A 26195-nucleotide genomic window follows, 5' to 3' on the forward strand; every position below is an offset into this window, starting at 1 on the left:
TTAATTGTAAATTGTAAATACAAATGTAGCACTTTATTGAAAAAGAATAAAGTGCTTTTTATTTTGTAAAAAATACTTATATTTATTGGATTAATCGTTAGATAGTATCTTTTACACTTAATAAAATATGTTTTTTCAGAAAAATCCATCCTTTCTTTTCTTAAAAAATTTTGAATAATTGTTTTATTTAGTTGTTAGTTAATTGTTAAATATAATTACTAAAAAATATATTTAATAAACAAAGAATTAAAAAAGATAATGAGATAAAAAAATAAAGATACTATCTAACGATTAATCCAAAATTCAATCTTTAAAACTTAATATTTTTTGATGCTTAAAGATGGATAACTCATCTATGGCACGAAGTCTTAAAGAAAGTGTGAAAGCGATTGGATTTACTACTCCTATTTATTTCTTTTAATTCTCGGCAAGATTAATCACTTGCGAAATGTCAGAGCATGTGTTTTTTGGCTTGTTTTCATAAAAAGAGTGCTGTTAAACCGAAAAAAACAATATCGGACACTAAAAAACAAGAGGGAGGAGCTCCAAAAGGTTATTTTCTTTATATAAAGTTGTGTAGGGATGGATGAAGCGTAATTAATAACTGGGTAAATTTTTTTTGTTTATTTCCGTATGGGGGTAAACTCTATCAAAATATCCTATCCGCCCCCGCTCACCTTCAAAGTGAAGCGGGCGGCGAAGTAATTAAATACTAAAATAAATTATTTACTAAATATCAAAATATTAACTAATAAGGGAATATTATGTTTTTTTACAGAAAGGAAAATATTTGATGAAAAAATGAAATAAAAAAATTAAAAATAAATTACAAGAATTAATGATATTAGCTTATCCAGTAACGGTAAATGATATTAATAATAAAATTTGATCAACAAATAAAAAAATTAAGGAGTATATATAATGACAGAATATAAAAGTTTGTATATTAATAAAACTTGAAATGAAATAACAATATCTTTTGATTGGGTTAATTGTCAACATATTAATTGTCGTATTTCACATCATAAAAAGCATTATGATTTGCAATGTTTAGAATGAGCAAAAATGTACTTAATTTTATTTGAAAACAAGTGAGATATTATTGCTTCTTATATGCAACATTACAAAATAACGATATTTTAGATTTAGCATCCGATGGATGAAAAATATTACAAATTGACAAAAAAATAAACCAGATAAATTAAAATATATTATTGCAATTGACCCTGCTGGAATTGGTCAAACTGGTATTATTATTTATAATGTTTTACAAAATAAAATAATTAATAATATTACTTTTAATTCCAAAAATGAAGAAGAAGCAATAAATAATATGTATTTAATATTAAATGAGTTTAAAAATAAAATTTGTTCTTATTTAAATAAAGTTATTGTAATAATTGAAGATTTTCAATTTCACAAAGGTTTAAAAATAAAAAATCCATTATCCACTCCTAAATTCATTGGTGGTTTAAAAGTTTTATGCAAATATCTATTTAATTTAAATTATGTTTTACAATCACCAGTTGTTAAGAAAAATTATATTTATAAAGGAAATATTAAAATAACAGAGCACGAATTAGATGCTTGAAAACATTTACAATATTTTTTAAAAAAGGAAGTGATAAATAATGACAATAACAGAATCAATTAAATTTAACAAACTTAAAGAAGAAAATGAAACACTTAAAAAAGAACTTGCTGAAAAAGAGCAAGAAATAAATAGTTTTAAACAACAAATAGATATGGCACATAATTTTAATCAAAATTTAGGTAGTGAAATTGAAGAATTAAAACAACAACAATTATATAAAGAAGATTTTTACAAAAATCCATATTCAACAGATTCTATCGATTGAATATTAGTTGACAGTTCAAAATATGACAAATTATCTAATAAAGATGTTAAATAATGTCTCAAACAAAAAGTAATTTATCTAAAAAATCAATAACTAATAAACCTAAAATAAAAAATAAAAAAGTTAATAAGTTAGAATTAACTGTTAGATTACATGAAAATCCTATTAAAACAAAAATTAATGCTCTTGTTGCTGGTGGTGTTGAAGTTGATACTTGTTCGGCTAAATGTCAGTGAGAAGGATTAAATTACTCAACATTATCAATATATAACCCATCTGTTTTAACTGAGTTTTTGAAATTAAAAAAAAGATAATGAAATAAAAATTAAAGGCTCAGTATTTAATCAGTTAAATATAAAAACTAAACGCTATTTTTTGTCTTTTAGAGTAGATAGTTTTGAAATTAAAAATGAAGATGGTAGTTTAGATATTAAAACTGCTGAAATTATTTTAGAAAATACTGCTGAAGTTGAAGAATTTAATTCAAGTAATTTAGAAAATAATAATCAGCAAATCAACGAACTACAAGCAAAAAATACTGAGTTAACTTCACAAATTGAACAACAAACAATTCAACTAAAACAAATTGAAGTAATTGATTTTATTAAATTCTTCAACTGATAATGAAGATTTTAAAAATGTTTTATTAAAATTTTATGATATTACTGATGATATTGAAATCATTAAAACACAATTGCAAAGTGTTTATGATGAATTAATTAATGTACAAACAGTTAATACTGGAGGCGTACCAAAAGTAGTAAACAAAGAAAACAATATTTTAGATACAGACAATGTATTTAATAAATAGAAAGAAGGAATAAAAATATGGATCCAAAAAGAATTTTTGGCGATATTGTTAACCAAGCAACAGTTAATGATAGAGAAACGTTTGAAACTTGATATTTACAAACTTATCAACAAAAATTAAGTTGAGAAGCTTTATTTGCGTGAAAAGAAGCAAATAAATTTGGTTTAACATATAAAAGAAAGAAAAATATTAAATATAATGAAGGTTTGGGAAAAGATGGACAAGTATTTAATATCGATGATAATCTTATAAAATATTCAACAGTAGAATTTGAAGATGGGGTTGTTGAATTAGATACAATTTTAACTTCTGCTCGTAAATTAGATCCTGTAGAAAATGATTTTAATCCTAATCTTTGGACTGCCGATATTGAGCAAGTAATGGATACTGAGGTTGCTTATAAACGCAATAAAATTTTAGAAATTATTAATAAAGAAACAGTTACAACTATTCAAGGCAAAAAAGCAGATGATACAAATGCTTTACAAATTCATGATGAAATTATGGATAAAATATATGAAAACGGCTTTACTCCATCAGAAACAATTGTTTTAGGTTCGGCTGATTTTATTCGTGGAATTCGTAATAAATTACAGTTACAACTTGGAGCAAATGACCAAATAAACAATGTAATTGAAACAAGCGGAGCAATGAAAACTGTTGAAGGAACAACATATTATATTGTTCCTAAAAAATTACCAATTATTAATAAAGATGGTTCAGAAGGAACAATTGAATTATTATCAGATGGTGTTAATGCAATTGCCTTTAAGTTTAGCAAAAAATATAATCCTCTTATTTTACGCAAAAAAGATCATACTCCGTTAAGAGTTGGTGCTGCTGCGTTAGGTACTGGAATGGGTAATACTTTGATTATGGAAAGAGTTTTATATTTAGGTGGAGCAGTGGTTGAACCAAAAGGAATTATTAAACATATTGTTTCAAAAATTGATATTAGTAAAATTAATAAATTAGATAAACCAACTATTCATGTTGCAGACCCAACAAAAACAACAGCCGAACAGTTAAAACCACAATTTAAAGATGTTGTTTTAAAAGCAGTAAAAGCAGTAAATAGTTCTTTAACTGAAAGTGATTTTGATTACTTTATTGAAAGTGCTGGTGTTGACTGATCAATTAATATTACAAATGATACCAAGGTTTTTGTCCAAATTGAAGGTAAAAACAACGCTACTGGTCAAACAAATCCGATTGATGTTAAAATTAAAAATTCTTAATAGTACTAAAAAATAGTAATTTTTCGTTTGATAAATGATATGCCAATTGGAACATCTAAAACAGCCCTTATTTATGCTGTTAAAAAAATCCAACTAGATTGTCAATCCAACAACAAGAAAAAAGTTTTGGTTTACAGTTATTAGAATTTTTAGGAATTCAAGTTTTAGCTCTTGGTTTATCAGTTTTAACTGGTGGTATTGCTTCGGCTGTTGGTCTTGGTGCGGGATTATCTAATTTTGCCGCAGCATTTATCTCGTTTGGAGTAGAAACAGCAACCGATTTTGCCGTAAATCAAATATATGATAAATTAAAATCAGAAGTAACAGCAAAAAGTACCGCCCTAAATTTGTTACCAGCAATTGGTGGAATTGGTAAATTAACGCGTGCTGTTCGAACAACTAGAATTTTAAAATTAGCAAAAGAAACTAAACTACTTGAAAAATTAGGTGTAATAACTGCTAATAATTTAGAAGATGTTGTAAAGCAAGTTACAGGTAAAAAGATTTTATCTGATAAATTAATATTTGATTTTACAAAGCAGGCTAATAATGAAACTTTATTTATATACAATTGGAAAATTAGCCTGAAATGATTTTTATAAAGGTTTTAAAGTTTCTAATTTAGAAACAATTAATAATTTATTAAAAATTGAGAAAAATATTCAAAAAATAAGTCCTAAATTAGTTCAAAAAATACCACGCGTGAATGAAAAAAATGCTAATAAATGATTGTCTGAATATGGATTAAATATTGATAAAATAAGTAAAATTAATACTAATGAGTGATATAACATTATGACTAATCTTCATAAAAAAGGTGTTGGTAAAAATCTACTATTAAATGCTAATTTAATGCGTGGTAGCAAAGTATACAATAATAAATTATTAAATATCTTGCACCAAACACCAATTAAATTAAATAAAATTTTAAATCATTTAAACCCAAATTTTTATATTCAAAAATTAACTAAAAAATTATTTGCCCCAATTGAAAAAAATAATTACTATTAAACAAAAAGTAATTAATAAAATTATTGATAAAACTAAAAAATATTGTCTAAATTTGAAACTAAGGCTATTAAAAAAGGTCAATTATTACCTTTTGCTTATGGTTCTGATGTTTTTTTAGCAGTTAAAATTGTTCCTTTATCAGTTGCGGGTGAAGTTGCTTTAATAATATATTATAAAAATCCTAAATATGCCCCCATTGTCGTTATGACAACTTTAATCAAAGCAGAACAGTTTGTTTTAGCTCCTGAACCGTTTAAATTCTATATGAACAGTGAATGGTTTATTGGTTGGGGATTTAAAAAAACAAGTTTGTTTAATTTAGTTTCTTTTGCCCCACTTGTTTATCAGCAAGTAGTAAAAGATAGTTTTAAAATATATCGGACAATTGTTAAGATATTAAAAATGCAAGAACAATTTAAAAATAACTTTAATAAAGATAAATTGTTAAATACGCTAGAAGATAGTGCGGTTACTAGTTTGTTAGGTAATGGACTACTATTTCAAGCATATAAACAACTCAGAACAAAACAAGATTTAAACAAAACAATTAAAACAAAAACACTATTAAATAGTAAAAAGTTTATTTTAAATAAAATATATTCTAAAAAAAATAAATGATAAGGAGATGATTAAATGTTAAATGAATTATGACAAAATGTTACTTTGGAAAATTATAATAATTTTATTCCAATGACAGGTAAAATTACAAAAGTTCCAGTTCGTTATAATAAGTTCTTTAAAGGTGATGTAGAATTATGATTTAAAACATTTGCTTTAAGAGCCCAAAATATGATTAATTCTTACTTAAACTATCCATTTTCAAAGCTAAAATTTGAAACATTTAAAGACCCATTATTAAAGAAAATTTGTATTAATATGGTGTTTATTACGATTGAACATTGAACATTTAACCGTATTCCAATTAAATTTTTTACTTCGGCAAATATGAGTGTTGGTGATATTAATTATTCATCGCAAAATGACCCTATAATTACTTGACAAGGTTTATTGCCTACCTATGCAAAATCATTGGCTAATTTAACAACTTTAAAGAAAATTTTTCGTACTTTTCAAGAAGAAGGTATTGATTTAACTATGATAGATTTAGAAGCATATTATACACAATTAGAAGTTGATGCTTTATTAGAAAAAGAAAAAACTGAAAGAATAGAAAATGATGATAAATTAGATAAAAAAAAATTGATAATTTATCAAATGAAACAAAAGAAAATTTAGATAAAAAACAAGATAAATTAACAAAAAATTCTAATATAGAAATTGATTATATAACTTGTAAAAGATATGTTAGTTATAAAAATATATACATATATGGTTATTTAAGTTTTCATAATGACCCAAAACCCGAAGATATACCAAGATTTACAAAAATAGTCAGAGAAGTACAAAATAATATTCAAGTACCAATAACAAAAATCATTAATGATAAGTCAACAGATGAAGAAGTACCAACATCAAAAGCAGTCTACAATTCCATTACATATGATAATAATCATTTATGGAAAAAAATTATTAATCATACTATGGAATTAATTAATGATAAATTTTATGTAATAGTATTAAAAGAATTAAATTGAATTAAATTTTCTGGTTTATTTCAGAAAAATTCAAAATTTTGAATATAATGGTGAAGGGACACCTATATAGAAAGGAGATGTTATTATGTCAAAATTAGAAGTTAAAGATGTAATTATGTTTTTGAAAATCTTTGGAGTATCATTATTGTTTTTTATCGCAGGAATTATTATTTGTTTTATAGGACCTACTAAATTAGGAATTGATTGACCTGCATATGTAATTATTGGTTCAATGCTTAATGGTTTTGGAGTTATTGTTTTAATTATTGAAACAATTAGATTTATCAAAACACATAACAAACAACAAAAACAAGATAGTATTGAAGATGTTATTAAAAAAGAAGATACAAAATAAAGAGGTGTTATAAATGGGATTATTACCAGCAAAAAAGAAATTAAAAAAAGAATATGATATTGATAGTTATTATCTTAATTTAGCATCAACGATTACTAATCGTAAAAATGTTACTGTTCAAAAACATAATGAGATTTTAGAAAAAAGAATTTGTGAAGATAATGCTAATTTTTTAAATCCGCGAGATTTAGAAATTAGCATTTATAATCCACTTACTAATCAAAAAATAGATACTAAATTAATTAATAGCTTTTTAAAAATGCAGGACTTTACCAATAAGAATTGATATAACGAATATAAAATTAATAATAATAATGGTAAAGGTGTATATTTTATTTTTGCTAATAATTCAAAACTTAATTTTATTACTATTGATTTTTACAATGACCAATATGATGAATTAGATAATTTAGTATCTTGTACTTTTGATTATGACCCTTATATTAAAAATGACCAGAGTATTTTTATTACTGAAAAATTAGAAATTGATTATGTAACTAAACAAGTAAAAATTATTAGAAAGTTAAAAACACGATTATACAGTACTATTACCGACTTATATATTGATGATGCTAAATGAAATAACTATACAACTTTACAAAGAGAAAAAATATTACCACTTTTTAGGTCGCATGTAAAAAAGAAGGGTTTTAACAAATACATAGAAATTGAATAAGAATAATAATTAAACCATTTACTAAAATGGTTTTTTTATTTGTAAAACCAAAATTATTAATTGATTCAGAGAAAGGACAGCATTTTAAAATCTTAAAATAGAAACTTTTATTACAACTTTTTGATACCCTCCTTAAGTTGTTTACACATTTATTAAATATCTTAGAAATCTTTACAAAGTGTACCTGTTTTTTCTCCAATTTTAAGGTGTTGTCCTTTCTCTGTTTCAGTTAATTAATTTGCTAATAAAAAAACTTAATAAAAGAAAGGAGTAAGTAATGAAAAATAAGCAACAACAAATTTGTGATATTGATAACTGCTATAAAACAATATCATTTATTACTGAAGAGTTTTCATCAAATAAGGTTTTATGAACTTGTGAAAAACATAAAGATTTATTAAATCGGACAAAAAATAAAAAACAAAAACGATTTTATAAACGCTTAGAAAATTCAAAAATTATTTTTGATTGAGAAACGGGTTTTTTAAAACTTAAATTTTATAAAACAATTTAATGTAGTGTGGGACTGTTATTTTTAATAACTAAGTGTTTTTATTCCACATGGCGGTCTAGCCCAGCGGTAATGTAAGTCCGGAAATAATAGACGCTTTAACAAGCGATAGTCGTGATAAGTGCAAGGTCAACATCAAACGACAATAAATATTGAGATGGACACTTTATAAATAAATTTACGATAGATATTACTTCTTAGAAGTGGCAGCGGTTTTACAAACCACAAAGCCAGCACTAGGCTCTTCAAAGTGCAAGTGAATTTATTTTAAAAACTGAACGCTTTAACCTGAAATGGTGCGGATGAAGAGAGAGAAAACTCTCTGGCGGCAAAAAGAAAAAACAACTGTGTATTATTAAATATTCAAACAATTAACATACCGCCACCGCTCACCCCAGTGAGGCGGATGGCGTAGTAAGTAAATAGATAAATACTTATATAACCAATTCTCGCTTGGCACTTTCACTTGGGAGTGAGTGCCAGCGAGTTAAAAATAGGAGGAAAAATAAATGACAGAATATAAAAGTTTGTATATTAATAAAACTTGAAATGAAATAACAACATCATTTGATTGAGTTAATTGTCAACCTATTAATTGTCGTATTTCACATCATAAAAAGCATTATGATTTGCAATGTTTAGAATGAGCTAAAATGTACTTAAATTTATTTAAAGACAAGTGAGATGTTATTGTTTCATATATTCAATATTATAAAATTAACGATATTTTAGATTTAGCATCCGATGGATGAAAAATATTACAAATTGACAAAAAAATCAAAGGAATAATTTAGGAGGTTTTTATGAAAAAGTTAAATAAAACTTGTCTTAAACAAAGATATTGAGATTATTGTTTTCATAAAGAATGCAATCAAGAAAATAAATTAAATGAATTAATGCGTAAAAGTTATTTAGTTTCATTTAAAAATATGACTGATGAACATTGAACATTAGGTAAACAACATTAGGAGGAATAATTATGGAAAAAAAATACTTATTAGTAATGAAATATGAAAATGAAGTTCTAACTAAATCGTTTTATACATTAAAAGAAGCAAAACTTACTGCTAGTGTTGAAAATGAAAATGAATGATTAACAACAATTATTGATTTAGAAAATGAAAATATTAAATGACAAGGATGTGAATAATATGTATAAAGATGAAGATGGAAAAGTTTATACCGAATAAGACTTATTTAATGAAGCATTAGAAGAATGTCATTCAGAAGAAAGTGCTTATTACTATATTGATAGTTTAATTGAAGAAAAGAATTTGGAGGAAATTTAATAATGAATAAATTTATTGGAATTGGTAGAACAACAAAAGATATTGAAATTAAGAAAACTCAAAATGGGAAAGAATATGCAATTTTTAATTTAACAATAGCACGTCCATATTCAAAACAAAAAGAAACTGATTTTATACCTTGTCAAGTTTGAAATAAACAAGCAATTACTTTACAAAAATATTGTCAAAAAGGTAGTCAAATAGCAATTACTGGTGTTTTACAATCTTTTAAAGATAAGGATAACAAAATACATTGAATAGTTCAAGTATCTAATTATGAATTTTTACATACAAATAATGATTTAAAAAAATCTGATAAACCACAAGAAAAAATAGAATTTAATTCATCTGAGACAAAAGAATTATTTAATAATGATAATCAAAATATTGGTAATGATGAAACAATTTTATGAGATTAGATTTAAAACCTTTATATATTTTTAATGATGAATTACATAAGTATAGTATTTTAATACCTAGTGTAAGTAAAATTGTTAATATTTTAGTGCCAAAAGATTTTTCACAAATTGATGATAATATTTTAAAATTAGCACAAAATCGTGGAATATGTTTACATAATATGATTGATGTTTGAATAAAAAATAATTTTGATGATGAATTAATTCAATTTATTAATTGTGAAATAAAATCACATCGTGAATTATTTAAAAATTTTACAAAACTATATCAAGAAACTTTTAAAGATATTAAATTTAAATATTATGAAACTGAAAAAACACTTTATAGTCCTTTAATGTGTGGGACAACTGATTTTATTGGAATAACAACTGATAATGAATATATAATATGTGATTGAAAAATTACTAGTTCTAATGAGAAAACAGATATTGAACGTTATATTTGACAATTAAAACTTTATTATTTATTAGAAAAAGAGTTTTGTATAGATAATAAAAAAATATTAATGATAATTATAAATCCAAAATTAAAAATAGTAATTAAAGAAAAAGTTGATATTACTAAACAAAATTTAGAACAAATTAAAGAAGCAATTTTAATATGACAAGAAAGAGAGGAGTGAGAAAATGCAACAAGAAACTAAAAAAACATTAATAGCAAGTATTGGTGAAATACAACACGATTTATCATTATATTTAGAAAAAAACCAAACAATGGAAATGAATGGTAGAACAATTTATAACTATTTTGGTGAAGCACAAGTATTAGAATTAGTTAAAAAATAATTTAAAAAGCATCATATTACATATATTTGAAGTTATGTAAAAGATACTTTAAAAATAATTAATGATATACCATATTTTGAAATGGAATTAACTTTATGTAAAGAAACAGAAGAAATTAAAACTTATTGACCTTTTACGGGTAAAAATACTGACCCCGCTAAAAGTATTGGGTCAGCATTAACTTATGTAGTTAAATATGTTTTAAGTAAATTATTAGGTTTACCAACCGAAGAATTAGACCCCGATAATAGTGAAATAAGTAAAATTAATTCTAAGCAAGAAAAAGAACAAACAGAAATTATTAACAATTCAAATCCAAATTGAATGAGTGAACAGCATTTTAATAATATTAAAAATTTTATTACAAATACAAAAATAGAACAAGATATTATTTCAAAAGGTAAAAATTGATTAAAAGAAGAATTAAATGTTGAAAAATTATCACCAGTTCTGATTATAAAACAAAGCGAAGAATTTTATTATCAATTTAAAGAAAGATTTTTAAGATAATGATAAAAATAGGTATTGACCCATCCGGAACTGGTACTACGGCTATTGCTTTTTTTGAAGATAATAAATTAATTGATAAATATGAATATACAAATCGTGATTGAATTGTACAAACCAATATTATTTTAGATGAGTTAAGAGCAGAAGCAATTATTAATATTGAAGATTGTTTATATACATCTGCTAATGCGAGTAAAGATAGAGATGATTTATTAAAACTTATAGGGGCAATTAAATATAAAACAGAAAAATTATTAAATATCAATTGAGTATCACCACGCCATACTAAATCAGTTCTTAAAAATATGAAAAATTTGAGCAAATATAATGATAGTTGTATATGAAAATTTGAAAAAGATGCTAATTTAACTTATCAATATGGTAAAGGTTGAAAATATAATAATGAAAATATAAGTAATCATTTACGCGATGCTATTATTATTGCTAATTATGAAAGCTAATATTATGAAACATTCATTTAATCAAAAAACAAGAAAATATTATTCTAAATTAATTCGAAATGTTAATGTTTACTTAAATGAAAATGAAGAAAAAGTTTGAAATGAATTCAATGACTTTACTTATTCACAACGAATAGAACATCTTATTAATTTTTATATAAAACATAATAAAGGAAAAATAAAAAAATAACCTTAATTGGTTATTTTTTTTAAATACTATTTGTTAGTTGTCTAATAGCATCTTTTTGTTCTTGTTTTTTGTTGTTTACTTTAACTTGCTTTTTAACATTTTTAATTTGACCTGTTTTTAATGCTAATTCTGTTGCATATTCAGATCCTCGTAAATGTTTTTCGTGGGCAATAACAGCAGTTCTTAATTCTCTAATTTCTGCTTTATATTTTTTAATTTTTTTAGCAGATAATCCAAGAATACCAAGACTACCCATTCCACCTGCACCTGCTAACACAAGTAAAGCAATCATTAATGTTTCATTCATTTTATTTAATTCCTTTCTTATCCTTACTCAAACAGTGGCCATCTATCCTTTCAGAACAAAATAATTTATAAATTAAACTATATAACCACCCAAAAATATCAACCGCCCCTATATATAGTCTATTTTAATAAAATTTAATTATTATTGTTTATATTTAATTCTTGTTTAATTTCTTCCTGTTTTTGTTTTTTAATATTTTCATTTTGTATATTTTTTAATTTTTCTTCTGTTATGCCATCTAAATTATTTCATTGTTTTGCTATTCGTGGTTGAACGACACGCGGATTAATACGGTAGTCCAAACAATGTCGTAAATGGTCATTTTTTCATTTTGATTTATCAATTCAAATGATAATTAAAGAAATTATTAAAGTAATTAAAGGTAATATTGTAAATACTAATCCCGTTTTAGAAACTTTTAATCGTGGAATATCAATTTTCATATCTACTTTTGGTTTACTACTAGCAACAAATATACCCTGAATTCCGTGTGTAAATAAAGGTGTTAATAATATGGCAATTCCATTACCTCAATATTTACCATAATTATATCAATTAATATTATCTTTTATTGCATTAATCATGCCATATTCTAATCAACAATTTAATACTAAAAATATCAATGTATAAAAACTAACTACTCAACTACGAATTTTATATTTCCTTTCTCATTCTCTAATATCTTTATGAGTTCAATTATAAGTCGGAATAGGGTCTTTTTTAAATCAATTTCAAGGTAGGATACCCTTTAATCAAGTTGTTTTATCTTGTTTCATAATTATTTACCTCATTTAATTTTTTATTCATTTTTATTTAATTCTAATCATTTTTTATTGAATAATTCTTTAATATCATTTCTATTATTTGAAATAATTCTTCATATGGGATGTTTTTCAAATAAATTTAATTCATTAATAGTTGTTGCACTATTTATTTTTCTTATCACTATATCATAAGAGTCCGATGTTTCTTCTTGATACTTGGGTAAATCAATATCCATATCACGCTTATAAATAAAATGTGGTTCATCTGCCCTTAATTCGCTATTATTTATTAATTTTCTTTTAATTGTTAAATCTTTAATAACAATATTATTTGTGTCATTTGAAATTGAGCCATCTTGCTTAATCATTATTCTTTGATATGAATTATCTGCTAAAAATGTAAAAATTGATTTTTGTGATATTGTTTCAAAATAATATGTTACAAATTTATTAGCAGATGAATAGTCTGTTATTGAAATTGATATTTTATAGTAATATTTTGTTAAATCATAATTTGGAATTTTAAATGTTAATTTTTCGTTTGCATCTGGATAATTAATTAATTCTCAATCATTGGCACCACTAATAGATATATCATCACTACCTAATAATAAATTACCATTAATAGTTTTAATATTTGTGCCACTTACTAATTTATCTTGTTTAAGATTAATATCTTGTGATGTTTTTACAATATATTTACCATCAACTTTTTCAATATAATTTTTATTAAATTCACTATCTTTAATAACATCCGATGGAATTTCACCACTTTGTTTTGCTTTTCAAACACCATTTTCTTCATAAATAGTATCATTATCAAATGGAACAATAATTTTAATATATTCGTTATAATCAATTTTAGAAAAATCATTAATAGTTGGATAAAAAATATTTATTGAATTATCTGTTTGTAATCGTTCTTTTAATCAAAATAATAATGTTGGATAAAAAGTTTTTTTACTAATATGTTTATATTCTTCTTCTCATGGATGAGAATAATTATCAATGACTAGGTAATCATTTTCTTAATCAATAACTCCAAAATAAAGTTCCTGCATTAGATACAGCATTACTTAATAATTTTCAAATTTCAACTGGAACACTAGGATAAACATATGGACCATAAAATTTCGGATGTTTTGCTGTTTTTGTATATATTAAAATAGTTAAATTACCTGTTAAAGTTAACTTATTTGTAATATTAAACATGCCACTATCAAGTCAACTACTATTTAAAGGTTGTCAATTAGTATTTAAATAATTTTCATTTTTAAATTGTTCTCTATTTTTAATATTATTATCTTTTTCTAATTGACTTAATATTTGTTGTATTTCTTTTTTATGACCTTTTTTAATTAAATCTAAATAAGTAAATGGATTTAATCACTGATAAATATCTTCAACTTTATTTGTAATTTTATTATATTTATCACTAATATAATTAATTGGCTTTAATATTTTATTTTTAACTTGATTAGCTCTATTAATTAAATTTACAAATTTACTTATTAAAGGTTTATTTTCTAAATTAGATACTAATAAAGTTAAAACGCGTAATATTAGTAAATTCATTTTATATTAACCTTGATTATTTGGTTTTGATTCTGGTTTTGATGCTGAAATTAGATAATCAACTGGAACTCTAAAAGTTTTATTTAAATTACTTTTAGCGGCAGTAATTTCATCTTGGCTTGGTTGTTTTTCCAAAATAATTTTACATGTTTTTGGATATAAAATAGTTGGTGTTGCATATTGAACTTTACCAATTCATTTAGGGTTAGCAGTATCATTATCTAAAACTTGTTGAATAGTATCCATATTAATTGGATAAGCTCATACTTGTTTATTAATAATTAAACCATTTACATTAGTAAAATTATAACCTTTATCACGGTTAACTTGTCCTTTTGTATATGTTTTTTCTAAATGAAAACTTTTTGATACTGGAATACCCATTGCTGTATTTTCATATAATTCACCATTTACCATCGCTTTTAATTGTGCTTGTGAACCAATTACTTTTAAATAAGCAGGTGTTAATCCTAAATATGATCTTCGACCTAAAACCATAAACATTTTATCTGTTGGTAAACCAAAATATAAAATTACTAATTTGATTTGTTAATTCAATCAAAGTTTCATTTAATTTAAAGAATGCTTTATTTGCATCATCTGCATTTTCGGCTGTATAACTACGAAATGGAATTACTTCATATTGACCATCTGCTAAACAATAATCATAAATAGCCTGAATTAATTCACATTCTAAATTAACAAATTTATTCTGTATTACACTAGAAATAGCATCAGCAATAACACCATTTTTAATATTTTGTTCTATTAATGCCAAATCAAATGCTTCATTCATTAATTTTAAATTAAATCTTTTATCAATAGGAACTGGAATTCTTGTTAATCCCATTGTTTGAGTTGTCCCACCATTTGGCAATGAATAATCATCTTGTCATACTACACGATGAGTTAAATTATATAACGCTTGTCCTGCATTATATTTCACTCCCTTATTATCTAAGGTTTTTAAGTGTATAATCAGTTATTTTTTTAATTTCATCAGGAGTATATGCTCCTTTTTCTTTAATAGTTTCAATTTCATCATTCTTATTTTCAGTTGATTTTTCAATCATATCTTTAATAAAATTAGTTGGTGAAACTGCTGGTTGTTCTTGTACAAACAAATCAGGTTTTAATTCTTTTAAAGTTTGCATTTTTTCAGTTAAAGAAGTACCACTAACTTTATCTAAATTAGTTTTAATATCTTCAATTTTAGTAGATGGAACATTTTTAAAAACTTTTAATTCATCTAATTCATTAGATAATTTAATAAAATCTTCTTTTGATATAACATCTTCGCGTTTTTGCACACTTTCTCTAATTTGCTTTGCTTCATTATTAAACTGATTTAAGATATTTTCAGCAATCTCTTCACTTAAACCTTGTTCAATTAATTGTTCTTTTGTAATTGCCATTTTATAAACCTCTCTTTTTTTATTCTTGTCCGATTAACAAGTCAGCATAAACTCTTTTTTACGGAAAAAAGATTAAACCTATGCTTTTAATTATATACCAATAGTTCACAATTACAATATATTTTGTATACAAATACTAAACAAATAATATAAAAGTGTTATAATGAAATTGAAATAATTATTTATTAGTATATAATATAAAGCAAGAATGATGTAGGGTCATTCTCTTTTTTATTTAACTAAAATAATAATATCATACTATTTTACCAATACAATACTTTAATACAAATACATTAAACTTAATATATTTTATTGTTAATTTAGCCCTTAAAACGCGTAATAAGGGTTATTTAACAAGATAAAATTTTTAAAATAATTCATAATTTTACTTATATATAATGCAGGTATATCTTGAGTAAGATTTCAAGACTAAGAAAAGGAGAAAAACAAGTATGAAAGAATTGTTTAGTTTATTAAGTGTATTAACTATTAGTGGAAGTGCTATACCAACAACAATTGCCGTCAGTCATTATCAAAAAGAAGAAACTAAATTAGAAAATAATGAAATTAGTTATTTAGAAACAAATAATTTAAAAAATTTAAATAGAGTTAAAAGACAAGAAATAACATATCCAATATTAGAAGATGTGCTAATTGATTTAAGAAAAATTAACATGAGAAAACCAATGGAATTTCAAAAAAATAGTTTATGATGTGTTGCGGCGGTTTTAAAAAGTATATTTGATAATAATATTCTTAATAATAAAGATCTTAAAGAAATGAAACAAGAAGAAATTGCAAGTTTTTTTCCAGAAATAATTAAACTATTAAAATCAAACCCAATAATTGAAAAAAATTTGGGATTTAATTTAAAGGGAGTTGATTTAAATCAATGATTTTGAAATAGATTAAATGATATAGAAAAAAGAATGTGGATAAGACATTTAATATGGGAATCTCTTTCTAGACAAGTTCCTGTTATGTTTGGTGGTTTATTTGATAAAGAATATTTTGGCGAAAGATATTATAGCAGTTTTCATGCTGCATTAATTGTTGGAATCAAACCAAATAAAGAAAATATACTTGAAGATACTTATTATGTTAGAAATCCATGAAGAGACAGTGAAGCTGAATTTATTCCAAATCAAACTACAGAAATTTCAATGACAGGGGAACAAATTTTTAATATTTTATTTAATCAAACAGAAAATGGTGGCGTATTAATACATGAAGATGTTTTTCAATTATTTTGTGAAAAAACTGTTAGTATTTTTTCATCAATTTGAGAAATAGCAGAACCAGAATTAATAGCAGCTATAGTATATTAGAATTAAAATATGAAAAAAATATTAAGTCTTTTAGAAATAATCACTTTAATTGGAACAAGTACAACAAGTTTAGTTGCTTGTAATACACCAAATGAATATACACCAGAAGAATTAGCAAAACTAAAAGAAGAAAACAAAATAAATACTACTAACCAAACCATTAGAGATAATTTAGAATGAATGGCATCACAAGAATCTCCATTTAACGAAGATAAATATTATTATGTAATATGACGCGGTAATAAAAATGATAATTGAAGAATTGTTAAATTTAAACATTATAATGATAATGGCCAAAAAGTTATTGATAATTATGATATATATAAACTTATATCATCAAATGATGAAAAAAAATTATTTAATTTATTTATTTTAAAAGAGCCTGTAAGTTATTTTTGACTAAAAAAAGATGATGGAACTCATTTTAAATCAGTTTATCGTTGAAATTTAGATACACAAGAACCTACTTTAATTATTGATGATAAAGGTAATGTAAAATTTAATGGAGAATAAAAAGTTAATTTAAAATGAATGATAAATAAATAATTGGGGTTTTTATTGACCTAAATAATTATATGTTATAATTAAATTAATAAAAGTAGAGTAAGTACCTATTTTAAAAGTAATAGGCCTAGTGGATTAGTCCGGTTTACTTTATTTTTTTCTTTATCTTGGTTTAAATGTAATTTTAACTGGATTATCACTTTTATTGCGAATACCTAATATATTATTTGGATTAGATACATCTAATACAATATCTTTATTATTACCAAAATGATAAAAAGCAGAATTATTAATACCTAAAAATAATTTAGATAATAATATTTTTGAGAATCTAATTTTTAATTTTACATCATTAGTATAATATGCTTGTAAAAATGTTTCTTTAATTTCATCTTTGTCATTATTATATAACTTTGTTATTTGTAATAAAAATTTTATATAACCACTATTTTTTGTTTTATATCTATTTTCATAATCATTATGGCTTGGTAAACCATTAGTATACGCAGTAATAAATGTTTGAATTTCATTAGTTATATTATCAGTATATAAAGTTCTTGTATTATCAAAATTAACTTTATCAATTTGTGAGCGGCCACCTTCTTGTAAAGTAATATTTTCTAATGAACCAAAATCATAATCACAAGTAGAACCACCACCATTTAAATTAACATTTCTATTAGGAATAAAATTCTCTATTTCAGGTGGTCCACATTCAACTTGTATATTATTAAGATTACTTATTTCTATTGTTTTATAAGCATCTTGAAATTTACTGATGCTTTGAATTGTTGGGTCAATTTGTTTTAAATCAACTTCAATCTCATAATAACCATAATTAAATTCATCATTAGAAAATAAATTAACTGGAAGACCACTTTCTCTAATTCCTTTTTTACATTGTGCTGGTGCCGTAATTTTAGTTTTTAATGGTAGTACTACATCAGAAGGCATAATATCTTTTGTATACTCTTGATAATTATATGGAACTGGTGGAAGAACATATTGTGGGTAATTAAATGTTGGTATTTCATAGTCATGAGGCAATAAGAAACTAGTTTTATAATTAGTTGTCATATCGCACAAATAATTATTTAATACACTTTTTGTTTTACCACAAAAACTCCATACTGATAAGCGTAAATAATCTTCTTCATTATTTATATATGGGTTATCTGCATAAAAGATAATTTCAAAATTACCTTTATATAATGCTTGAATAGAAAACATATCAATTATATAACTACAATTTGTCCCATCAGGTGTTTGTAAGAATTCGCAATCATTATCTTTTTCACTATACTAACTGGTGTTTGAGCATCTACTGATATTACTAATTCATTAATTAAATATATGCGATTAATTTTAGGGTTTAATTGTTTTAAATTGTAAGTTGAATAAGTTATTCGTTCAGTTGGTTTACCATCTTTTTCAAAAACATTGCCTTGTATTTTATCAGTTAATAAAGTAGTAAAACCTAAACTAGTAGAATTTGCACCAAAGATAGCACCAACTTTATCATTTCCTTGTTCTCTAAATATTTCAAATGGTAAATAACCTTTACCTTTTGATTTTTCAGACCAAAATGCATCATTATAGAAACTATAAATATTAGCACTCATAAAGCCATTAAGTCATTGAAAATTAGGTCAAGTTTTTTCATCTTGGTTAATTACTCATCCTCAGGGAATACCAAATGAAATAAAGTTTAAGAACTTACCAACTCTACCCGGTATCGTAAAAGGATTAAAAACTATTTTTTGCGTATAGTTTAAAGGTAATACTGTAATTTGACGATTAATAAAATTATTCATATTTAAGATATCTCAAACATTACATGCACCCATTTTATTATATTCAATTTGAACTTGACCAACAGTATTACCAAATTCATCTTTTCTTCTAAAATATGATGATGCTTGGGTACTAATTATATTATTAACATCTTCATTATTTACTTTTATTTTATCCGGTGGAGTAATCATTCAATTTTTAGACCAATAAAATTTAGAGTCATTATCTTCTTTATGAATAGTTGTTCCAACAGTCGGATTGGTTGCTGTTGAACTAGCTTTATCAGTTATTACAATTCCCTCACTATTTTTTTGATTTCAAAAGTCGTATCTACTTTCCATATCTTTTTTTCAATCTTCATAACCAGTTATCATAGTTGGTTGAATACCTTGAATGTTATATCAACTTACTTAGGGTGATGCATAAGTATTTATTTTATCAGGTGGGGCAGGATACATGTTATACATTAATAGATCTCGTGAATTCATTACTTTTTTATTAAATTGACCTTTAATAATTGGTCGCCCAATTACTGGCATATCAAAAAAGATTGGATTACCATAAAATTTAACTGCCATTGCTCTAACCCCTGGGTCTTTTAATAAAATTTCATCTAATTCAACAATACCTTTATTTAGTTTTTCATCATAAGTTATTTTAGGAAAACAATAACCTTCGCCTGGGGCACTTGTTTGTATAAATTGTCGTACTGATAAACCACTATTACTAATTTTGTCATTAATATTTGAAAAAGTAATTTTTTGTCATAAGAAATCACCATCTTCTACGGAATAATAATTAATAACATTTGATGGATACAATCATTGTCTATATTGGTGTGCAGAATTAATATCACCACCACCAATATTTAATCCACGGTCATTAAATGCAGTATAAAAATTATAATAATCATTAATATTTAATTTATCTGCATCTTCATCTAAAATTAATAAAGTATATTGTCTTTCAGTTGATTGTTGAGTAAATACTTGTTCAAATTTAGCATAACCAAATTGAATTGAACTTCTATCATCAATCATATAAGCATCTCAATATTTACCAACTTTAACCTCTTTTGTATAAAAATTATCGGATTTATTATCATTATTAATAAAATAACTTAATTTATATTTATTTAAGTATTCTAGCATTCTATTAATATCATAAATATTTTCACCATCAATTAATTTTCAATAAACATTATTATTTTCATCTTTTAATTTTATCGCAAAAGGTGTCTCATTATTTGCTCATATTGTTGAGTTAATTGGTTGTTTACTAAAATCATCAATCGTTAAAATATTAATTTCTTCATCTTTATATTTTTGGACTATTTTTAAACTACCTTGTCATTGAGCAATTGTACTTTCCATATTATCAAATATGCGTGAATAACTACCATAATCACTTGGTTTTGCATTATTAGGTTTTCAACCTGTTTCAGTATCAGATATATATGAACTATAAACATTAAAAGGAAATACCATTCAATGCCTATTATCTCTTATGTTTTCTCTTATATCTATTAAAGTATCATGTGCTTGTCTTCTTAATTCTTCCATAACACCTGGGTTAATTCTACTCATTTTTTAATTCTCCTTAATTTCTGTTCTACCTTGTAAGGCATTTTGATTATTACCAGTTTCATCATATTCCATTAATTTATTATTATGTTCTATCTCTTGAGCATGCCTTTTATCTCAGTATTTTTCAATTTTTTCATAATATTTGATTGCTTCTAATTCATCAACATTATCATATTCAGTTATCGCTCTTATTGGCTCCATTGTTCAATTATCTAATCTAGTAGTAATTAATTCATTTTGTCGCATTTGGTCTACTAAACTAGCACTAACAAAATCAAATCCATAAGGACGTTCACCATTTCCATCTCATAAACCATAATATTTTAAAACAGTATCAAACATTTTAGTATAATATTGTTTACGATATGCTTGTAAATATGCTTGTTTTTCTAAGTCTTTTGTTTTTTTAAATGATTGGGTTTTATTTTCTTCACTATCTGAGACATCACCAAAAGGATTAGAAAAATTACATGCTATATATACTTGTTCAATAATTGCTTTTTGGTCTTGTGTATATGTTTCTAAGGTTGGTGTCCCTTGTACTACTTGTAAAGATTGGGATAATTGACCATCTACGGCTGATTGACCTGATTGAATAAAAATATCATCAAAAGCATCTTGTAATACTTTTTTATTGCCTTTGTTATAAGCAGTCATTAAATCATCATCTAATACCCCATATCAATGCGTACGATTTGCTCATCTTTCTTTTGATTTAATATTAAAACTATCTTCTAAATCAAATTGTAATTTATAACAATTTGTCATTGTAGGTCATGGATTTAAAGTTGTTGATGTTGATAAAAATAAAGGATTAGGTTCATTTATCATTTCTCAAAAGGGCACTATACCTAATTTATTTTTAAATTCTTGAACTAAAACAGGTCTAACATCATCTTTAATTTGTGTTTTACTTTGACCAACAACTACTTCATTATTTTTAGGTCAACCTTTAATAATTATTTTATCTTTGGTACAAATTAAATTTAAAATAAAACCACTATCTGATTGATGATAATTTAATCAAATATCAGCACCTTGTTCAATTTCATTTATTTTACTTACACGAGATGTAAAGTTAAAAGGGTTAATTCATAAATCAATATTACCGTCTGATGTTTCTAATAAACCAAAGATAGTTTTACCCATTAAACTTGCTGTTAATTCGTTTTTATCTAATTTTTCTTTTATTTTATAATTTTCATATCATCAATTTAATTTTTCTAAAATGTCTTTACGATGCAACTTAAATAAAATATCTTTACCATTTACTAATCGCATTTGATGGCGAACAATAATATTTGCTAAATTAATTGTTCAATCATAATTATAAAATTTTAAAACACTATTAATATCATTTAAGTTTGGTAAAGATGGATAGGTATTATTCATGGTTATTTTGCTCCTTTAAATTTAAGATAAGTGCATAATTAATTATATTTACTGTTAATAAACTAGGTTCATTTGCTAAAACTTGTACACATACTTTAACTTTTTGATATTTCTTAATATATTCGTTATATAAATTTAATTTACATATTGCGATATTATCTTTTTTTAATTCTTGACAAAGTCTTTTTTTAACTTGTCCACAAACAGACATATAAGGTCTTTTTGCATTTATTACACGCTCATCATGTATTACATAAATATCTTTTTTCATTAAGTTATTCACTCCCTTTGTTGTCATAATTTATAATCTGCTGAACTATTATGTTTAACCATTGGTATTAATTCAAAATGTAAAGCATAAAAATCACTATCAAATGTATCATCATATAAGTCTAATACTTTTTCTTCTCTTGCTTCAGGCTTATCTTCTCATTGTATTAATTCATATTGGGTTTTACTTACAGAACATTTTTCTCATAATCATTTTAATTGATTAGTATTTATTAACATTGTGAATGCCTCTACACGATGTCTTACTTTAAATTTTTGTTTTTGTGCTGGTTTAAATGTCATATATTGACCAAAAGAATAATTATATTTTTCTCGGTTTAAACTTTGCAATGTTGAATAAGCACTATCATCAACATTAATCGATATACCTTGCTGAATTAAATTAAAATATTGATTTAATTGATTGTTATAAAACTCTAAAATATCTTTAACTTGTTCTAATTCAGTTTTAAATTGTTGTGTAGCATTTGAATGAGTATATTCAGCAACTTTATAGGCTTTTTTATCAAATGAGTTATATATTCAAAAACTAGCCGCTGTTGTATGTCCTTTAGGACTAGTAGCATTAGCAATATCAACACCACCTAATAATTTAGTTGGTTGAATAATATCTGTTGTTTGCATAATATCAATATATCTTGCAAAGATTGATCCACTAGTATTGCCAGGCAATCCTCAACTCCAAACTCTTGCTCTTTCAATATCTAATTGTTCTAATCTTAATTGTTCATTAACTTTATCTTGTGGTAATTCATAATTTAATCTTCAACTAGAATAATGAATAATAATTTTCATATTTCATTTTTCAATATACTTAATTTGCTCATATTTACTACGCATTATTTCTTCATCAAAAGGTAATAATTCATTACAATAACCAACAATATATCTTTTTAAACTTTCAGGGTTACATGTATTAATTGTTATTTTATTTTGATAACCACGAATAGCAAATTCTAAATCACTTAAATCTTTTTGTTGAAATTGATCACATTCTTCTCTTCAATCAATTACTAATTTATATTTATTCAAATCAGCAAAGGCTTTTAATTTTTCTTTTCTGCTAGGTGAATGTAAACCTTTAAATATATTTTGCTACCATTTGATAAAGTAAAAGTAAAATTTGATAAATTAATAGTATAAGGAATATGATTTTCATCTAACATATTTCATATATTTTGAAATACACTATCTTTTAAATCTTTACTCCAATACATACTAGCAATGATACAAATTGGTTCTTTAATTAATAAACTAATTTTTAATAATTCACCAAACATTTTAATATTTGATATAGTTTTACCACTATATCGTGTTCCAATTTGATTAATTTCATTAACTAACTCAAACTTTTTAGCAAATGTATATTTATTACCAATAGTACTATTTTGTAATAACCAATAAGGTGTTTCTAACAAATAAGTAAAATGATTAAGCATTATTATCACTTTCTTTTTTAATATCTCTAATCTCTGTTTGTAAATTAACAATTATTGGTTGTTGATTATTTAAATTTAATTCTTTTTCAAGTTCTTTTTCTTGTAGTGAATATTTATAATTAAATGCTCGTTGTCAATATAATTTAGCACCATCAGGTGATTTCATCATAAAGTTAATTATTTCACTTTCAATTCTATCAACTTGTTTTTCAAGTAAAGGAACTATCTTCTCGCTCGCATAAGTATCATATCTTCACTTGCGAGAAAGATTGAATTCATTGGTTAAATCGTTCAAAGTATGTGGTTTATTAGGTGATTTATTTTGCCAAAATTCATCTATTTTACGATAGAATGTTCGTAAACTTGCTGTTTTTGGATTAAATTCTTTCATTTTTTACTCCTTTTTGCATATTAAAATTGCTATTATTTAAACAATATGATTAAATAAAAGAGTAATTAATCCTGAAAATATAACAAAAAAACCAACTTGGTTCTTTTTTTTATTACCTATATTTTACATCAAAATAAAAAAAAGTAAATTATTTTACTTTTTTCAGTTAAATTAATTTGCTAATAATTAACACTTTAGTTATAACACAATAAATAAAAAAATAATATTTTTTTTTTTTTTTGCATTTTCATTATTTTTGTGCTAAAGTCCTAAACTATAGAAAAGATGGTATAAAAATGATAAATGTTGATAACAATTTTTTAAAGAATTTTATTAATTTATTAAATATACAAAGTATTGAAATTATTCAACAAAGTTTAGAAGATTGTGATGAATGAATTTTTAAAAATTATAAAATTGATGAAACTTTAAAAGAATTTAAAAATTATAAAGTAAAAGAAATAAAACCAAGAAAATTAACTATTTTAAATGGGAAAATAACTTTTAAAAGAAGAAAATATTATAAAATTAATCAAGAAACAGGTAAAGAAGAATATATTTTTCCTTTGGATAAACTTTTAGGAATTAAAAAATGACAAAGAATAGATAATTCTGTTAAAGAAAAAATATTATCATTTGTTGGCAATAAAAAAACATATCAAGATATTTTAGATACTATGGAACATGTAAAAATTTGTATAAAAACAATATCAAATATTATGAAAAATGCAAAAATTGATAAAGAATATTATATTAATAAAACTGATAAAAAAATAAAGGTACCTCATACTTTATATATTCAAATTGATGGAACTTATTTAAAAATGTGAAATGAAAATAAAAAGGGGAAAGAAAAAATAAAAAAACATAGTATATTTTAAACTGTTCATACTGGTTTTGATAAAACAAAATCAACGAAAAAAGACCTGTAATTGCAAATAAATTAGGAGTTATAGAACTAGATAATATTCCAGAATATATTAAAAAAAAAATAGTAAATTAATTAATTTTGTTAGTAAATTACTTACATTAATTACCAGTTATTATGATATTAATGACAATATTGAATTTATGGTATTAGGCGATGGCGCACCTTGAATTAAAAATATTGTAAAATTTATTCAAGAATATTTTCCTAAAAATAAAGTACATTACATGATAGATAAATTCCACCTTACAAGTAGATTTAAAAAATTATATCCTTATCAAAGTAAAAACAAAGAAAACAGAGAAACGTACCATAAAGCAATCGATTATTTTTTTAATGCTAAATATGAAGAATTATTATAATGTTTAGAAAACAGTGCTTCTTTTATAAAAGAAGCACAAATTAAATTCTTAAAAGAGACAATTAAATTAATTAAAAATAATGAAGAAAGTGTTAGAAATCAAACATTATGAAATAATACTGGTTGTCATATTGAGGGTGATATATCACATTACTGTAAAGGTGTTTTGGTTAAAAAAAGCAACTTATAATGAAAAAAACTCTTAAAAATAAATTAAATATTAGTATGATGAATTTTAAAAATAAAATTAATTTATTTAATACTAATGAACCATTAGAAGAAAATAGAATTAATTATTCAGTTAATAATTTTGTAAATAATAATTTACAACCAAACTTATATTTTTATTAATTTTATCTAATAAATTAAATAACTTTAATAAACATGTATTTTTGTCATGGAAAAATTT

The 26195-nt window shown here is 23.8% G+C and carries 44 protein-coding genes; 29 read left to right on the forward strand and 15 right to left on the reverse strand.

Annotated elements, in window-relative coordinates; translation table 4 throughout:
• Positions 1-793: 793 nt before the first annotated feature.
• The 24 genes from ABNT63_RS06230 to ABNT63_RS06345 all read left to right on the forward strand — a co-directional run bounded on the left by ABNT63_RS06230 (position 794) and on the right by ABNT63_RS06345 (position 11711).
• Entirely contained in the window at positions 794-922 is a 129-nt protein-coding gene (locus ABNT63_RS06230; protein WP_348734940.1) for a hypothetical protein, read from the forward strand.
• The gene (locus tag ABNT63_RS06235) at positions 922-1143 is read left to right on the forward strand and encodes a hypothetical protein (RefSeq protein ID WP_348734941.1); all 222 of its coding nucleotides are present in this window, start codon (positions 922-924) and stop codon (positions 1141-1143) included. The genes ABNT63_RS06230 and ABNT63_RS06235 overlap by 1 nt, the downstream gene beginning before the upstream one ends.
• A 16-nt stretch (positions 1144-1159) precedes the next feature.
• Entirely contained in the window at positions 1160-1654 is a 495-nt protein-coding gene (locus ABNT63_RS06240) for a hypothetical protein (protein ID WP_348734942.1), read from the forward strand.
• On the forward strand, positions 1632-1913 hold the full coding sequence (locus ABNT63_RS06245; RefSeq protein ID WP_348734943.1) for a hypothetical protein: 282 nt from the start codon (positions 1632-1634) through the stop codon (positions 1911-1913). The genes ABNT63_RS06240 and ABNT63_RS06245 overlap by 23 nt, the downstream gene beginning before the upstream one ends.
• The gene (locus ABNT63_RS06250) at positions 1913-2173 is read left to right on the forward strand and encodes a hypothetical protein (RefSeq protein WP_348734944.1); all 261 of its coding nucleotides are present in this window, start codon (positions 1913-1915) and stop codon (positions 2171-2173) included. The genes ABNT63_RS06245 and ABNT63_RS06250 overlap by 1 nt, the downstream gene beginning before the upstream one ends.
• Positions 2174-2234: 61 nt before the next feature.
• On the forward strand, positions 2235-2483 hold the full coding sequence (locus tag ABNT63_RS06255) for a hypothetical protein (protein ID WP_348734945.1): 249 nt from the start codon (positions 2235-2237) through the stop codon (positions 2481-2483).
• Positions 2455-2670 carry a hypothetical protein gene (locus ABNT63_RS06260; protein WP_348734946.1) on the forward strand — a complete coding sequence of 72 codons (216 nt, stop codon included), beginning with the start codon at positions 2455-2457 and terminating at the stop codon, positions 2668-2670. Before ABNT63_RS06255 ends, ABNT63_RS06260 begins: the two co-directional genes overlap by 29 nt.
• A 17-nt stretch (positions 2671-2687) precedes the next feature.
• Complete coding sequence (locus ABNT63_RS06265) at positions 2688-3908, forward strand: hypothetical protein (RefSeq protein ID WP_348734947.1); 1221 nt, start codon at positions 2688-2690, stop codon at positions 3906-3908.
• Positions 3909-4006: 98 nt separating this feature from the next.
• Positions 4007-4510, forward strand: coding sequence for a hypothetical protein (locus tag ABNT63_RS06270; RefSeq protein WP_348734948.1), 504 nt, complete (start codon positions 4007-4009; stop codon positions 4508-4510).
• Complete coding sequence (locus ABNT63_RS06275) at positions 4458-4919, forward strand: hypothetical protein (RefSeq protein WP_348734949.1); 462 nt, start codon at positions 4458-4460, stop codon at positions 4917-4919. Before ABNT63_RS06270 ends, ABNT63_RS06275 begins: the two co-directional genes overlap by 53 nt.
• Before the next feature lie 42 nt (positions 4920-4961).
• Entirely contained in the window at positions 4962-5540 is a 579-nt protein-coding gene (locus tag ABNT63_RS06280) for a hypothetical protein (RefSeq protein ID WP_348734950.1), read from the forward strand.
• A 12-nt stretch (positions 5541-5552) separates the two neighbouring features.
• Complete coding sequence (locus ABNT63_RS06285; protein WP_348734951.1) at positions 5553-6155, forward strand: hypothetical protein; 603 nt, start codon at positions 5553-5555, stop codon at positions 6153-6155.
• A 444-nt stretch (positions 6156-6599) separates the two neighbouring features.
• Complete coding sequence (locus ABNT63_RS06290) at positions 6600-6869, forward strand: hypothetical protein (protein WP_348734952.1); 270 nt, start codon at positions 6600-6602, stop codon at positions 6867-6869.
• Positions 6870-6882: 13 nt separating this feature from the next.
• The gene (locus tag ABNT63_RS06295) at positions 6883-7545 is read left to right on the forward strand and encodes a hypothetical protein (RefSeq protein WP_348734953.1); all 663 of its coding nucleotides are present in this window, start codon (positions 6883-6885) and stop codon (positions 7543-7545) included.
• 277 nt (positions 7546-7822) lie between these two features.
• Positions 7823-8059, forward strand: coding sequence for a hypothetical protein (locus ABNT63_RS06300; protein ID WP_348734954.1), 237 nt, complete (start codon positions 7823-7825; stop codon positions 8057-8059).
• 506 nt (positions 8060-8565) lie between these two features.
• On the forward strand, positions 8566-8850 hold the full coding sequence (locus ABNT63_RS06305; protein WP_348734955.1) for a hypothetical protein: 285 nt from the start codon (positions 8566-8568) through the stop codon (positions 8848-8850).
• Positions 8851-8859: 9 nt separating this feature from the next.
• On the forward strand, positions 8860-9024 hold the full coding sequence (locus ABNT63_RS06310) for a hypothetical protein (protein ID WP_348734956.1): 165 nt from the start codon (positions 8860-8862) through the stop codon (positions 9022-9024).
• Between the two features lie 11 nt (positions 9025-9035).
• Entirely contained in the window at positions 9036-9206 is a 171-nt protein-coding gene (locus tag ABNT63_RS06315; protein WP_348734957.1) for a hypothetical protein, read from the forward strand.
• Positions 9207-9347: 141 nt separating this feature from the next.
• Positions 9348-9764, forward strand: a complete 417-nt coding sequence (locus ABNT63_RS06320; RefSeq protein ID WP_348734958.1) for a single-stranded DNA-binding protein — start codon at positions 9348-9350, stop codon at positions 9762-9764.
• Positions 9755-10408, forward strand: coding sequence for a hypothetical protein (locus ABNT63_RS06325; protein WP_348734959.1), 654 nt, complete (start codon positions 9755-9757; stop codon positions 10406-10408). The genes ABNT63_RS06320 and ABNT63_RS06325 overlap by 10 nt, the downstream gene beginning before the upstream one ends.
• Positions 10392-10550 carry a hypothetical protein gene (locus ABNT63_RS06330; protein WP_348734960.1) on the forward strand — a complete coding sequence of 53 codons (159 nt, stop codon included), beginning with the start codon at positions 10392-10394 and terminating at the stop codon, positions 10548-10550. Before ABNT63_RS06325 ends, ABNT63_RS06330 begins: the two co-directional genes overlap by 17 nt.
• Positions 10551-10631: 81 nt before the next feature.
• Positions 10632-11060 carry an ERF family protein gene (locus ABNT63_RS06335; RefSeq protein WP_348734961.1) on the forward strand — a complete coding sequence of 143 codons (429 nt, stop codon included), beginning with the start codon at positions 10632-10634 and terminating at the stop codon, positions 11058-11060.
• Positions 11060-11521, forward strand: coding sequence for a hypothetical protein (locus ABNT63_RS06340; RefSeq protein ID WP_348734962.1), 462 nt, complete (start codon positions 11060-11062; stop codon positions 11519-11521). The genes ABNT63_RS06335 and ABNT63_RS06340 overlap by 1 nt, the downstream gene beginning before the upstream one ends.
• A gap of 4 nt (positions 11522-11525) precedes the next feature.
• A complete protein-coding gene (locus ABNT63_RS06345) occupies positions 11526-11711 on the forward strand; it encodes a hypothetical protein (protein ID WP_348734963.1) in 186 nt (61 codons plus the stop codon).
• Between the two features lie 19 nt (positions 11712-11730).
• On the opposite strand, the gene ABNT63_RS06350 is transcribed toward ABNT63_RS06345, so the two are convergent.
• From ABNT63_RS06350 to ABNT63_RS06380, 7 genes are all read right to left on the reverse strand, one after another.
• Positions 11731-12018 carry a hypothetical protein gene (locus tag ABNT63_RS06350; protein ID WP_348734964.1) on the reverse strand — a complete coding sequence of 96 codons (288 nt, stop codon included), beginning with the start codon at positions 12016-12018 and terminating at the stop codon, positions 11731-11733.
• A 134-nt stretch (positions 12019-12152) separates the two neighbouring features.
• Positions 12153-12794, reverse strand: coding sequence for a hypothetical protein (locus tag ABNT63_RS06355; RefSeq protein WP_348734965.1), 642 nt, complete (start codon positions 12792-12794; stop codon positions 12153-12155).
• Positions 12795-12817: 23 nt separating this feature from the next.
• On the reverse strand, positions 12818-13150 hold the full coding sequence (locus ABNT63_RS06360) for a hypothetical protein (protein ID WP_348734966.1): 333 nt from the start codon (positions 13148-13150) through the stop codon (positions 12818-12820).
• A 634-nt stretch (positions 13151-13784) separates the two neighbouring features.
• Positions 13785-14357 carry a hypothetical protein gene (locus ABNT63_RS06365; protein ID WP_348734967.1) on the reverse strand — a complete coding sequence of 191 codons (573 nt, stop codon included), beginning with the start codon at positions 14355-14357 and terminating at the stop codon, positions 13785-13787.
• A 6-nt stretch (positions 14358-14363) separates the two neighbouring features.
• Positions 14364-14861: a hypothetical protein gene (locus tag ABNT63_RS06370; protein ID WP_348734968.1), complete on the reverse strand. Its 498-nt coding sequence runs from the start codon at positions 14859-14861 to the stop codon at positions 14364-14366.
• A gap of 1 nt (position 14862) precedes the next feature.
• Entirely contained in the window at positions 14863-15303 is a 441-nt protein-coding gene (locus tag ABNT63_RS06375; protein ID WP_348734969.1) for a hypothetical protein, read from the reverse strand.
• Positions 15304-15310: 7 nt separating this feature from the next.
• A complete protein-coding gene (locus tag ABNT63_RS06380) occupies positions 15311-15772 on the reverse strand; it encodes a hypothetical protein (protein ID WP_348734970.1) in 462 nt (153 codons plus the stop codon).
• A 452-nt stretch (positions 15773-16224) separates the two neighbouring features.
• Here ABNT63_RS06380 and ABNT63_RS06385 point away from each other — a divergent pair, with 452 nt between their 5' ends.
• On the forward strand, positions 16225-17100 hold the full coding sequence (locus ABNT63_RS06385) for a hypothetical protein (RefSeq protein ID WP_348734971.1): 876 nt from the start codon (positions 16225-16227) through the stop codon (positions 17098-17100).
• A 9-nt stretch (positions 17101-17109) separates the two neighbouring features.
• Positions 17110-17613, forward strand: coding sequence for a hypothetical protein (locus tag ABNT63_RS06390; RefSeq protein ID WP_348734972.1), 504 nt, complete (start codon positions 17110-17112; stop codon positions 17611-17613).
• 153 nt (positions 17614-17766) lie between these two features.
• Here ABNT63_RS06390 and ABNT63_RS06395 read toward each other — a convergent pair whose 3' ends face one another.
• From ABNT63_RS06395 to ABNT63_RS06430, 8 genes are read right to left on the reverse strand one after another with little or no spacing between them, the layout of a single operon-like run.
• Positions 17767-18834 carry a hypothetical protein gene (locus ABNT63_RS06395; protein ID WP_348734973.1) on the reverse strand — a complete coding sequence of 356 codons (1068 nt, stop codon included), beginning with the start codon at positions 18832-18834 and terminating at the stop codon, positions 17767-17769.
• Positions 18835-18839: 5 nt separating this feature from the next.
• On the reverse strand, positions 18840-19772 hold the full coding sequence (locus ABNT63_RS06400) for a hypothetical protein (protein ID WP_348734974.1): 933 nt from the start codon (positions 19770-19772) through the stop codon (positions 18840-18842).
• A 36-nt stretch (positions 19773-19808) separates the two neighbouring features.
• Positions 19809-20984, reverse strand: a complete 1176-nt coding sequence (locus ABNT63_RS06405; RefSeq protein WP_348734975.1) for a hypothetical protein — start codon at positions 20982-20984, stop codon at positions 19809-19811.
• Between the two features lie 3 nt (positions 20985-20987).
• On the reverse strand, positions 20988-22376 hold the full coding sequence (locus ABNT63_RS06410) for a hypothetical protein (RefSeq protein WP_348734976.1): 1389 nt from the start codon (positions 22374-22376) through the stop codon (positions 20988-20990).
• Positions 22369-22647, reverse strand: coding sequence for a hypothetical protein (locus tag ABNT63_RS06415; protein WP_348734977.1), 279 nt, complete (start codon positions 22645-22647; stop codon positions 22369-22371). The genes ABNT63_RS06410 and ABNT63_RS06415 overlap by 8 nt, the downstream gene beginning before the upstream one ends.
• Positions 22647-23699, reverse strand: a complete 1053-nt coding sequence (locus ABNT63_RS06420) for a PBSX family phage terminase large subunit (protein WP_348734978.1) — start codon at positions 23697-23699, stop codon at positions 22647-22649. The genes ABNT63_RS06415 and ABNT63_RS06420 overlap by 1 nt, the downstream gene beginning before the upstream one ends.
• Before the next feature lie 14 nt (positions 23700-23713).
• On the reverse strand, positions 23714-24106 hold the full coding sequence (locus ABNT63_RS06425; RefSeq protein ID WP_348734979.1) for a hypothetical protein: 393 nt from the start codon (positions 24104-24106) through the stop codon (positions 23714-23716).
• Positions 24099-24497: a hypothetical protein gene (locus ABNT63_RS06430; RefSeq protein ID WP_348734980.1), complete on the reverse strand. Its 399-nt coding sequence runs from the start codon at positions 24495-24497 to the stop codon at positions 24099-24101. The genes ABNT63_RS06425 and ABNT63_RS06430 overlap by 8 nt, the downstream gene beginning before the upstream one ends.
• A gap of 296 nt (positions 24498-24793) precedes the next feature.
• Between ABNT63_RS06430 and ABNT63_RS06435 the strand changes: the two genes are divergently transcribed.
• From ABNT63_RS06435 to ABNT63_RS06445, 3 genes are all read left to right on the forward strand, one after another.
• Positions 24794-25378: a UPF0236 family transposase-like protein gene (locus ABNT63_RS06435; protein ID WP_348734981.1), complete on the forward strand. Its 585-nt coding sequence runs from the start codon at positions 24794-24796 to the stop codon at positions 25376-25378.
• Between the two features lie 190 nt (positions 25379-25568).
• Positions 25569-25787: a hypothetical protein gene (locus ABNT63_RS06440; protein ID WP_348734982.1), complete on the forward strand. Its 219-nt coding sequence runs from the start codon at positions 25569-25571 to the stop codon at positions 25785-25787.
• Between the two features lie 188 nt (positions 25788-25975).
• Positions 25976-26137, forward strand: a complete 162-nt coding sequence (locus ABNT63_RS06445) for a hypothetical protein (protein WP_348734983.1) — start codon at positions 25976-25978, stop codon at positions 26135-26137.
• The last annotated feature ends 58 nt before the right edge of the window (positions 26138-26195 follow it).

The sequence above is a fragment of the Spiroplasma endosymbiont of Ammophila pubescens genome (assembly GCF_964020965.1).
In the GTDB taxonomy this organism is placed as follows: Bacteria; Bacillota_I; Bacilli_A; order Mycoplasmatales; family Mycoplasmataceae; genus Spiroplasma.